Genomic DNA, 10660 nt, shown 5'->3' on the forward strand with positions numbered 1-10660 from the left:
ATTAAAATGATTCAAAAAAGCACTGAATTTTTTAGAAACTTACCAGCAAAACAATGTACAAAATGCGGGAATAAGATGAAAGAGCAGCATGAATCTTATAGTAATGAGTGTGAGGATTGCGCAAGAATTGATTATACGTTATAAGTCATCTCTTCTTAGAAAGCGCTTCAATTTATCCTTTATAGATAGGTTGTGGTGAAATGTTATATAACAGGGATGATTAAAAAAGCTGCCCGATTTATTTAAAAATCAGGCAGCTTTTTTCGTTAGTTTTCGACAGCTAATGTAAAATTGTTTATACTAGATCTTCCGATGGAATGATATTCAATGGAATAATTGTTTACTGTTTCTAAATCAAAGCAATTTCGTCCATCAAAAATAATCGGTGTCTTCATACACTGAGCAAAAATTGACAAATCACACCTTTTTATCTGATCCCATTCTGTTAAAATAAAGACGCTATCCGTCCCTGTTAACGCTTCTTCTATGGAATCTGCATACATAACTTTACAAGGCAGTACTTTTTTTGCATTTGATATGGCCGCTGGATCATACCCAATTACTTGCGCTCCAAGTTCTGTCAACTTTTCACAAATAACAATAGAAGCGGTTTCACGCATATCATCTGTATTCGGCTTAAAAGAAAGCCCCAGAAGCGCAATGCGTTTTCCTTTTAGACTTCCAAAACGCTTAATCGCTTTTTCAATTAAAATTTGCTGCTGTTTATTGTTAACATTAATAACTGACTTTAACAGCTCAAAATCATGATTGACATCCCCTGCAATCCGAACAAGCGCTTTTGTATCTTTTGGAAAACATGAGCCCCCATAACCAATCCCCGCTTGTAAAAACTCGGTTCCAATTCGCTTATCCAAACCCATTCCTGCTGCTACGTCTTCAATGTTTGCGCTAGTTTTTTCACAGATGTTCGAAATCTCATTAATAAAACTAATTTTCGCAGCTAAAAAAGCATTTGAAGCAAATTTAATCATTTCAGCACTTCGTAAATCAGTTTTAAAAATTGGAATTTGAAACGGTTTATTAATTTTTTCAATTATAACAGCTGCTTTTTCATTATTTGCTCCAATTACAATCCGATCACCATGAAAGGTATCATGTACAGCTGAGCCTTCCCGTAAAAACTCTGGATTCGCGACTACTTCAACTCTGACATCGTGAATAAGATTTTCCTCTATCCAATCTTTTATCGTTTCATTCGTTCCAACCGGTACCGTACTTTTTGTTACGATAATTACATCTTGATTGACGTGTTTACCAATATTCATAGCAGCCTGTTTAATAAAAGAAAGGTTTGGCGAACCATCTTCAGATTGTGGTGTACCTACTGCAATGTAAATAACACCTGTATTTTGAAAACCATGTTGATAGCTGCTTGTAAACACCAACCGCTTCTCACAGATGTTTTTTTGCATTAACGACTCAAGTCTCGGCTCATAAATCGGTGAAATCCCTTGATTCATAAGTGATATCTTTTCTTCATTAATATCAATACATGTAACATGATGACCAATCTCAGCTAAACATACCCCTGTTACAAGCCCTACATATCCGGTGCCCACAACGGCAATTTTCATTACATCCCGCCCTCCTAACTATAAGGATGAAAGAACTCACTCTTTTTCATTTTATATGTTTTGCTCATAAAATAGAGCAAATATACAAAAATCATACAAACTCTTAAAAAGCGCTTAACAATCGTTACGTATTTTATCAATAATAATAAAATTTTGCATATAAAAAAGCTGAAGAAGTTAATCTACAGCTTTTTTATGCTCATTGTATTGATAACTTTTTTCTCGTAAAAAGGTAAGCGCCGCTGCTCCAAGTGTTTTTGCGGCAAGAAGCATTGCTCTCTCATCAATATTAAATTTTGGATGGTGATGTGGATATGCCTCTTCCCAATCTGTATGTTTGGCTCCTGTAAAGAAAAACGTTCCTTTTACATGTTGTAAGTAATAAGCAAAGTCTTCTCCACCCATCATTGGTTCACGTTTAGGAACATTCTCTACTCCTGGTATACAAGCAGCCACTTCTGCAAGAAAATTAGTTTCTTCTTTATGATTGATAACAGCAGGATAGCCTCGTTTGTAATCATAATGATAATCAGCATCTCCTGCAAGGCATGTTCCTTTAACAATTCGCTCAATTTCTGCTTCTACTTTATCACGCACTTCTTCTTTAAATGTCCGAACCGTTCCAGTAAGAACTGCACTGTTTGCAATGACATTAAAAGCATTTTTTGCTTCAAAAGAGGCAACTGTAACGACTGCTGAATCAAGTGGATTTACACGTCTTGAAACAACTTGTTGAAGATTTGTGACAAGCTGAGAACCAATTACCACGGCATCTTTCGTTAAATGAGGCTCAGCACCATGTCCCCCCTTTCCTTTAACAGTAATTTCAAAACGATCTGCCGCTGCCATAAAATGACCAGCACGATAAGAAATCGTTCCATACGGATCTGTGGCCCATAGATGTGTACCAAAAATAACGTCTACACCATCAAGACAGCCATCTTCAATCATGGCAATTGCCCCGCCTGGTGCAAGCTCTTCTGCATGTTGATGAATAAAAACAATGCTGCCTTCTAATTCACTTTTCATGCTGCTTAAAACTTTTGCTAGAACTAACAGTGTCGCTGTATGTCCGTCATGCCCGCAAGCATGCATCACACCATCTACTTTAGATTTATAAGGAACATCAGTCGCTTCTTGAATTGGCAGTGCATCAAAATCAGCTCTTAAGGCAGCTGTTTTTCCTGGCTTTTCACCGCGCAAAACAGCTACAATTCCTCTTCCGCCAACTTCTGTTCGCACTTCATGTCCTAACTTTCTATGATATTCAGCAATATATTTTGGTGTTTCTACTTCTTGAAATGAAAGCTCAGGATGTTGATGTAAGTAACGACGAATCTCTACCATTTCTTCATAATGTGCAGCTAGCTTTTCAAATAGTTTTTCCACCGTCTTCTCTCCTTAGATGTTTTTATGCTCTTTTCTCGTTCCTCTATACTTTTTCTCCATTATAGGGGGATGTTCCTTGTCTATGCAAAGGGGATTTTTTCCTTTTTATTCTCTTATTTAGTTCCACAATTAAATAAACTGAATATGCTGTATAAAAGAGGTGAGTACAAGTGATGAGTGAATTTTTCCAACAAATTTCAATTCATCCACAGCTTATGGTTGTTGTACCTGCTCTTCTTATACTTGGTTATGCCTTAAAGCGCACACCAAAGATTCAAAACTGGATAATTATTTGGATTTTAATGTTTGCCGGTATTATTGCAAGTGTTTTTCAGCTTGGCTTATCCGTTAATGGTGTTGCAAACGGAATGATTGCTGCTGGATCAGCGATTACATGTCATCAATTTGCGAAACAAAGTGTAAGAAGCAATAAAAAAAAGAAAAAATTGAATGAATTGTAATCTCTTGTCAATAATGAGTACAGATTTCGATCTGCTACTTTTTATGAAAGGTTCGATTCAAATGATTAATAAAACCAATGAAAAAGATTTAGAAAGAATAAATCCTTATTCATTTTTTCCGTCCTTTATGCCGTTTTTTCCCTTTCAATTTGAAAAAGCAGCACCAGCTCTTCCTAAAGAAACAAGATGTTTTGGGCGCTTTTTAACAAAAACCGGACCAGACGGAAGAAAGTATAAACTTTATATTCCTTCAGGTTATTTAGGGGAAGCTTTACCTCTGCTCATTGTTCTTCACGGCTGTACACAAGGCCCTGAAGAGATTGCAGCAGGGACACAAATGAATGCGCTTGCAGAAAAATACAACTTTTTTGTAGCTTATCCTAAGCAACCTGCTTCAGCAAATCATAATAACTGCTGGAAATGGTTTGATAAAGCCCATCAACATCGCGGTAGTGGTGAACCCGCTTCAATCGCAGGTATTGTACGACAGATTCATTCAATTTACAATATTAAATTGAGACAAACTTATATATCTGGCTTTTCATCCGGGGGAGCAATGGCCGTCATTATGGGTGTTACTTACCCTGATCTTTTCTCAGGGATTGGTGTTGTTTCAGGACTTCAATACAAAGCAGCTACAAGCCTCCTTCGTGCACTTTCAACAATGGGAACTGGGGGAAATAACCCAAATCAATGCGGTCTCTTAGCTTATAAAGAAATGAATAAGCATGCAAAATTAATGCCTATTATCGTTTTTCACGGGACACGCGATCTTACTGTCTCACCAAGAAACGGGGATCAAATTATTTCTCAATGGGCAAAAACAAATGATCTTATATACGATGGAATTGATAACAATGATATTTGTGATACGCCTTCTACTATTAATAATACTCGTGTGCCCGGGGGAAGATCTTATACAAAATCAACTTACCTTGGCCCAGATGGACATGTATTAATGCTGAAATATAAAATTGATGGTTTAGGGCATGCTTGGCCTGGTGGACATCCATCTGTTTCTTATACCGATTCAAGCGGACCAAATGCTAGTGAAATGATGTGGGGATTTTTTCAATACCGAAACTGGATTGATAATTATAAAAGCCTTACTTCATAATAAGTCTACTGCTAAACTTCCTTTAAAAAGAAAGAAGAGGTCAATATTTCTTGTATTGACCTCTTTGTTATGAATGAAAGTGATTTATTATATTATATTCACTTTTTTAATACAAAATAAAGATTATGTAAAGCAGCTTTAACACAAATCAAAAATTTAACGATATATTGCAAAAGGATGTCTCATATCTTTAAGTAGAATGAATAAGAAAGGGGAAATTAAATATGGAATCACAAGCTAATAAAGAAAGTATAACAAAAGAGGCCAAAACATGGGGAATGCTTTGCCACTTATCAGCACTGTCCGGTTTTTTAATTCCATTTGGTAATATACTTGGTCCATTAATTTGTTGGCTCGTCAAAAAAGATACAGATTCATTTATTGATAAAGGAGGAAAGGAATCATTAAACTTTCAAATTAGTATGATGATTTATGGCATTATCTCAGGTATTTTAACCCTTATTTTAATTGGTTTTCTCATGCTTGCTGCGATTGCAGTTCTTGAAATTGTTTATGTGATTATCGCATCTATTAAAGCGAATGAAGGACAAAATTATCATTATCCGTTAACAATTCGTTTTATTAAATAACTATGAAGTCCCATCTTTATAAAATGAAGGATGGGACTTTTTAATGAAGCAGTCCTCCGCTGTCGTGATCTGAATCGTTTTCTCCAATACCTTCTTCCGCTTCTTTTTTTAATAAAAGAACCCTTAAATAAATAGAAATCATTTCATAAAGACTTTCATCATCTAATTCCCCAACAAACTTCTCTAAATCAAGGCGATTATGTCCTTCAAGAATGCCCATTACAATTCCATCGAGATCTTCTTCATCACCTGTCAAATGATCTCGGTACATGTTATAAAGTTCATCAATAAATTTCATTTTCTCTCTCCCTTAATTTCTTAAAATTGTCTGAACTTTCGTAAGCACTTCATCTAATTTTACTGCATTTTCAGCATACATCTTTTTTGCTCGATTGTTTTCTGTCGCAAGAGCAAAAAGTTCAAGATCAGCTTGACACTTTTTAATAGATGCAAGCAGAAGCGGCTGCTGCTTTGGCGCTGGCATTTGCAGTTGATCATCATATAAATCAACGGTAAGCTGACCAAATGAATCCACTTGACCTAAAAAAACATTTTCAATTGAAACACCAATTTTTTCAAGCTCTGTTTTTAACCAACCGCGGTTTTGACCAATGGCAGTAAGAGGTTCATCGAGAATCTCACCATCCATAATAACAGTCTGTGTTTCTTTTTGAGGTGCAGTCGGAACATTCATATCATGCGGTGTTAATGGCTGATGTTCTCTTTTTAAAAGCGTACTAATTTCTCCATTTGATTCTAATAGCGCAAACTCAACATCGGCAAGCTTAAAAATATCTTTTTTGCGCAGCTGTTCTAACAGCTCATCTGCTGTATATTTTTCACTTTTTAAATTGTCTTCCATTACTTTTCCATCTTTAATAAATATAGTCGCTTTTCCTTCTACAAAATCCCGAAATTTCTTATTTTTTAATGATAAAAGGTTGATTAAAACAGGAATTGACGTCCAAATTACAATTGCTGTAATTCCTTGTGATAAACTTGCCTCAAGTTCCATTGAAAGAGCACCAGCAATATCACCAATCGTAATTCCAACAATATATTCGAAAAACGATAACTTTGAAAGCTGCTTTTTCCCAAGTAATTTCGCGATTAAAAATAACCCTGCCAAAATTGCAAAGGAACGAATTGTAACTTCTAACCATGCCGGCATATGCTTAACTCCTTTAATCTATTAAAATCCATGATATTCTGGTTCTTCACGCTCTAATTCACTCACTCGCCTTTTTAAATCTGAAATAACCTCTTCTGTTATCATCATCGCTTCATGAAAAACCCGCTTTGCTTCAGGCGCTTCTGAATTTAACGCAAATGTCTGCAGTGTAGATTGTACACCTTTTAAACTTGATAATGTTTGTTTTACTTGTGCTCCAACTGTCATAACTTAGCTCCTTTTATCCTTTTGGTTTAAAAAGCAGTGCCCCAATAAATCCGAATACAATAGCAGCAGAAATCCCTGCACTTGTTACTTGAAACATCCCTGTAATAACACCAATAATCCCATGTTTTTCTGCTTCTGCCATGGCTCCATGGACAAGGGCATTACCAAAGCTTGTAATTGGCACAGTCGCCCCTGCTCCTGCAAAGCTGATAAGCGGTTCATAAAGGCCCAGTCCGTCTAATACGGCCCCCAGTACAACAAGTGCGCTTAACGTATGAGCAGGTGTTAATTTAAAAACATCAAACATAATTTGACCAATTACACAAATAAATCCACCTACTATAAAAGCCCAGAAAAAAATTGCCACTATTTATCACCATCCACTTCAATCGAGACTGCATGTGCAATACACGGAATTGTTTCATTTTGCTGAAATGATACCGGTGAAAGAAGCGCGCCTGTTGCGACAACCAGAATTCTTTTTAATTCACCTTTTATCATTCTATTTAATAAATGACCATAAACCACAGTCGCTGAACATCCTGCTCCGCTTCCACCAGCAAGAACCGGCTGTCCTTCTCTATAAATCATTAAACCGCAATCTTGATACTTTTCTTCATCAATTGTAAGTCCATGCTTTTTTAATAAATCAAGTGAAGTTTCGCGTCCAATATGACCGAGATCACCAGTTACAATTAAATCGTAATAGGAAGCGTCAATTTGACGTTCTCTTAAATGCGCTTCAATTGTATCAACAGCTGCCGGCGCCATGGCTCCCCCCATATTGAATGGATCCGTAAGTCCCATATCAACAACACGTCCAATAGTAGCTGAAGTTACATACGGTCCATTTCCTTCTTTCCCAAGAAGCACCACTCCCGCTCCTGTTACTGTCCATTGAGCAGTGGGAGGCTTCTGGCCGCCATATTCAGTAGGATAACGAAATTGCTTTTCTACAGCACTGTTATGACTCGATGCCCCTGTTAAAATGGTCTCTGCTCCTCCATGATTAACGATAAATGCGCTTAATGCTAGTCCTTCCATTGAAGTAGAACATGCACCAAAAAGTCCGAAATAAGGAGTTCCGATCGTCCGGGCTGCAAAACTTGTTGGTGTAATTTGATTAATTAAATCTCCCGCAATTAAAAACTGAACATCTTCTTTTGAAAGACCGGCTTTTTCAGTTGTGCGCAGACAAGCTTCTTCTAAAAGAACTTTATGGGCTTTTTCATAGGAATCTTCTCCAAGCCATAAATCTTCATGCAAAATATCAAAATCATCTGCAAGCATTCCATTTGCTTCAAATGGCCCTCCCACAACTGCTTTTGATATAATGGCAGGCTTCTTATCAAATATCCATGTACGGTGTCCTTGTAACATTAGAAGCCCCCCCAGTGCAAAATAATGGTTTTAATGATGGCAATCACGAATGCAGAAAAAACACCAAACAAAATAACCGAACCTGCCAATTTAAACATATTGCCGCCAACTCCAAGAACAAATCCTTCTGTACGGTGTTCAATTGCTGCAGATATAACCGCATTACCAAAACCGGTAACCGGAACAGCTGTCCCTGCACCGCCAAACTGTGCTAACCGGTCATAAACACCAAACCCCGTTAACAGCATAGAAATAAAAATCATAACTGCTACAGTCGGATCTCCTGCAGATTGTTGATTAAAATTAAAATTATAAATAAAAAACGTTTGAATAAGCTGCCCAACAAGACAAATAAACCCACCAGTAAAAAAAGCGCGAATACAATTTTTTAAAACCGGACGTTTTGTTTCACGATCTTTTTCAAAACGCTGGTATTCCTGTTGTGTCATCGTTAAATTTTTCTTCCGTTTGTTTGACATACAAACTCCTCTTTTCGTTTTTCAATTAATTCGAAAATAACTCGTGCATATCTTTATGAGTAGTTTGTCCTTTCATTAAATCTTTTAAAGTATCAATTTCTTTTGTTAATTTTTTCTTATCAAATGACCCATCCTGAACTTTCGCTTCAATATCCTCTGCTTCAATTAAGATCTTTCGATCACTGTAAACGTAAATTTTATGGTCTGGAAATAATTTCTTCAACTTTTTTTCTACTTTCGCTTCAATAGACTTAATCTTTAAACGTTTCATCTGCTTTACATCAAAGCCAACAAGCAGTTCTTCTTCAGTATTTATCGCTCTTACTTCGGTTATTTCTTTCATCTTTGCAAGTTCTTCTTTTGCCTTTTCTGAAATAGTTTGATCAACTTTTGCTTGTACCGATACATTTGTTAAATTAGCTGAACCATTCTTTTTTTCATCTTCGTTAGCAGTACAGCCAACTAAAAGTGTTAAAACTAAGAAAAAAAAGATGACCAAGCGCAATTTTTGATGCATATTTTTTCACCTGCTTTTTGATAAGCTTATTTGACTGCAGGAAGGCTGGCGTTTCCACCAACCTTCCTGCAGTATCTTGTTATTGCTGATTATATTGCGGTTCTTCTTGCTGAATTTCTTGAAGGCGAGAATTAATAGAATCAACAATTGTTTGAGTTTGCTGCGCACACGTTTGAAATGTTTGTTTTGCTTGCTGATTATCCGTTTGCAGTGCAAATGTTTCTAAACTTGCTTGTGCGCTTTTTAGTCCTGCTAATGTTTGCTTTACTTGATTTACAACTGTCATAAGTAGTTCCTCCTTAGATTGATTAAAATGTTTTGAACAGTATTTATCATGAATCATTTTGCACAAAAATATGTTTTACATTTTATGTAATATAAAACCACCCAGTCTTATCTTCTTAATAAGACTGGGTGGTTTATTTTTTATTAGCTTAACCAAATTGAAAATAGGCCTTCTTTAACTCCTAAATTATACATATAGTACATTCCAAACAGAATGCTTATTACACCTGTTGTATAAATCAAACGTTGATGAATGAATGTTTTTTTAGCTGCAAAGATAAATGGAATACTAAACATTGTTGAAAAAGACAACATGCCGATAACCGTCCCGGCTCCAAATATAAGAATATAAAGAGCAGCTTGTCCAATATGGTCAACTGTTGATAATGTTAAAAGAACCATTGCTGCACTACCTGCTAAGCCATGAATAAATCCAATAATGGCGGAACGGATATATGAAGTTTTTTCATTTCGTTGTTCATGTTGATGTGGTTTTTTATAACGAAAGCTTGCAGCCCCTAAATAGACAAGCATGATCCCAACAAGAAATTCAAGTGAGAGTGCTAATCCTTCTGACATTTGTACCTTTAAAACAATTAGCAAAATCCCAACAATAAATAATGTAGCTGTATGACCAATCCCCCAAAAAACACCAGATAATGAGGAGCGCCAAATGTTTTTGCTTCTTCCCGCAATTGTGGAGACTGCAATCACATGATCGGGCTCAATGGCATGCTTAATGCCAAGCAAAAATCCAAACACTAAAATTGATAATAAACTTGCTTCCATCTTTCTTCCCCCTGTATGTCTAAACGATGAAATTTCCCTTGAATGATTTTTTTCAATAGGATAAGCTAACTTATATAATAAATTATAACACCTATAATGCTATCTAACATTCTTTTCTATTTTAGTGGAGGAACATTATTATGAACTTTACAAAGCTCCATCACATTGCTATTATTTGTTCAAATTATGAAGTTTCAAAACACTTTTACGTAAATATTCTTGGCTTAAAAATAATTGAAGAAACATATCGTAAAGCACGAGACTCTTATAAGCTCGACCTTGCAATAGACGAGCATACTCAGATTGAACTTTTCTCATTTCCTAACTCTCCACAACGGCCAAGCTATCCAGAAGCATGCGGATTGAGACATCTTGCCTTTTCAGTTGATAATGTTGAAAAAACGAAAGAGTATTTAGAAACACAAGGTATTACCGTAGAGTCTATTCGGGTTGATCCGCTAACAGAGAAAAAGTTTACCTTTTTCCCAGATCCTGATGATTTACCTATAGAAATATATGAAATATAAGTACGAAGAGGCTGGGACAAAACCCTAGTCTGAAAACCTAAAAAGCATGTGAAATTTTACGCTCAGTAAAATTTCACATGCTTTTATTTTTTTCATAATAAAAAGGACATCTTCTGATAAAATTTAAGTACC

At 36.0% G+C, this 10660-nt stretch carries 16 protein-coding genes; 5 read left to right on the plus strand and 11 right to left on the minus strand.

The features are described 5' to 3' along the window. Nucleotides 1–6 precede the first annotated feature (6 nt). Nucleotides 7–144: a protein YhfH gene (gene yhfH / locus DS031_RS22515; RefSeq protein ID WP_113808415.1), complete on the plus strand. Its 138-nt coding sequence runs from the start codon at nt 7–9 to the stop codon at nt 142–144. A 122-nt stretch (nt 145–266) separates the two neighbouring features. On the opposite strand, the gene DS031_RS22520 is transcribed toward yhfH, so the two are convergent. Continuing rightward, the gene (locus DS031_RS22520; RefSeq protein ID WP_113808416.1) at nt 267–1595 is read right to left on the minus strand and encodes a UDP-glucose dehydrogenase family protein; all 1329 of its coding nucleotides are present in this window, start codon (nt 1593–1595) and stop codon (nt 267–269) included. Nucleotides 1596–1772: 177 nt separating this feature from the next. Further along, nucleotides 1773–2984 carry a M20 family metallopeptidase gene (locus DS031_RS22525; protein ID WP_113808417.1) on the minus strand — a complete coding sequence of 404 codons (1212 nt, stop codon included), beginning with the start codon at nt 2982–2984 and terminating at the stop codon, nt 1773–1775. A 173-nt stretch (nt 2985–3157) separates the two neighbouring features. On the opposite strand from DS031_RS22525, the gene DS031_RS22530 reads away from it, so the two are divergent. The 3 genes from DS031_RS22530 (at nt 3158) to DS031_RS22540 (ending at nt 5152) form a co-directional block, all read left to right on the plus strand. Then, nucleotides 3158–3445 (plus strand): phage holin family protein, encoded by a 288-nt coding sequence (locus tag DS031_RS22530; protein WP_245947619.1) that lies wholly within the window; start codon nt 3158–3160, stop codon nt 3443–3445. A 61-nt stretch (nt 3446–3506) separates the two neighbouring features. After that, on the plus strand, nt 3507–4562 hold the full coding sequence (locus tag DS031_RS22535) for an extracellular catalytic domain type 1 short-chain-length polyhydroxyalkanoate depolymerase (protein ID WP_181833294.1): 1056 nt from the start codon (nt 3507–3509) through the stop codon (nt 4560–4562). Between the two features lie 224 nt (nt 4563–4786). Continuing rightward, nucleotides 4787–5152 (plus strand): DUF4870 domain-containing protein, encoded by a 366-nt coding sequence (locus tag DS031_RS22540; RefSeq protein WP_113808419.1) that lies wholly within the window; start codon nt 4787–4789, stop codon nt 5150–5152. Between the two features lie 40 nt (nt 5153–5192). On the opposite strand, the gene DS031_RS22545 is transcribed toward DS031_RS22540, so the two are convergent. The 9 genes from DS031_RS22545 to DS031_RS22585 all read right to left on the minus strand — a co-directional run bounded on the left by DS031_RS22545 (nt 5193) and on the right by DS031_RS22585 (nt 10001). After that, the gene (locus tag DS031_RS22545; protein ID WP_113808420.1) at nt 5193–5450 is read right to left on the minus strand and encodes a DUF6154 family protein; all 258 of its coding nucleotides are present in this window, start codon (nt 5448–5450) and stop codon (nt 5193–5195) included. Between the two features lie 12 nt (nt 5451–5462). Beyond that, nucleotides 5463–6323: a DUF421 domain-containing protein gene (locus DS031_RS22550; protein ID WP_113808421.1), complete on the minus strand. Its 861-nt coding sequence runs from the start codon at nt 6321–6323 to the stop codon at nt 5463–5465. A gap of 21 nt (nt 6324–6344) precedes the next feature. Further along, nucleotides 6345–6551: a DUF1657 domain-containing protein gene (locus DS031_RS22555; RefSeq protein ID WP_113808422.1), complete on the minus strand. Its 207-nt coding sequence runs from the start codon at nt 6549–6551 to the stop codon at nt 6345–6347. Between the two features lie 13 nt (nt 6552–6564). Then, nucleotides 6565–6921, minus strand: coding sequence for a stage V sporulation protein AE (gene spoVAE / locus DS031_RS22560; protein ID WP_113808423.1), 357 nt, complete (start codon nt 6919–6921; stop codon nt 6565–6567). Continuing rightward, the gene (spoVAD, locus tag DS031_RS22565) at nt 6918–7931 is read right to left on the minus strand and encodes a stage V sporulation protein AD (protein WP_113808424.1); all 1014 of its coding nucleotides are present in this window, start codon (nt 7929–7931) and stop codon (nt 6918–6920) included. The genes spoVAE and spoVAD overlap by 4 nt, the downstream gene beginning before the upstream one ends. Continuing rightward, entirely contained in the window at nt 7931–8410 is a 480-nt protein-coding gene (spoVAC, locus tag DS031_RS22570) for a stage V sporulation protein AC (protein ID WP_113808425.1), read from the minus strand. Before spoVAC ends, spoVAD begins: the two co-directional genes overlap by 1 nt. A gap of 25 nt (nt 8411–8435) precedes the next feature. Beyond that, the gene (locus tag DS031_RS22575; RefSeq protein WP_113808426.1) at nt 8436–8927 is read right to left on the minus strand and encodes a YhcN/YlaJ family sporulation lipoprotein; all 492 of its coding nucleotides are present in this window, start codon (nt 8925–8927) and stop codon (nt 8436–8438) included. 79 nt (nt 8928–9006) lie between these two features. After that, nucleotides 9007–9213 carry a DUF1657 domain-containing protein gene (locus DS031_RS22580; protein ID WP_113808427.1) on the minus strand — a complete coding sequence of 69 codons (207 nt, stop codon included), beginning with the start codon at nt 9211–9213 and terminating at the stop codon, nt 9007–9009. Nucleotides 9214–9356: 143 nt separating this feature from the next. Further along, on the minus strand, nt 9357–10001 hold the full coding sequence (locus DS031_RS22585; RefSeq protein ID WP_113808428.1) for a HoxN/HupN/NixA family nickel/cobalt transporter: 645 nt from the start codon (nt 9999–10001) through the stop codon (nt 9357–9359). Between the two features lie 140 nt (nt 10002–10141). Here DS031_RS22585 and gloA2 point away from each other — a divergent pair, with 140 nt between their 5' ends. Continuing rightward, complete coding sequence (gene gloA2 / locus DS031_RS22590; protein ID WP_113808429.1) at nt 10142–10528, plus strand: SMU1112c/YaeR family gloxylase I-like metalloprotein; 387 nt, start codon at nt 10142–10144, stop codon at nt 10526–10528. Nucleotides 10529–10660: the final 132 nt, after the last annotated feature.

Origin of the sequence: Bacillus taeanensis, assembly GCF_003318295.1 — a bacterium.
Lineage (GTDB): Bacteria > Bacillota > Bacilli > Bacillales > UBA6769 > Maribacillus > Maribacillus taeanensis.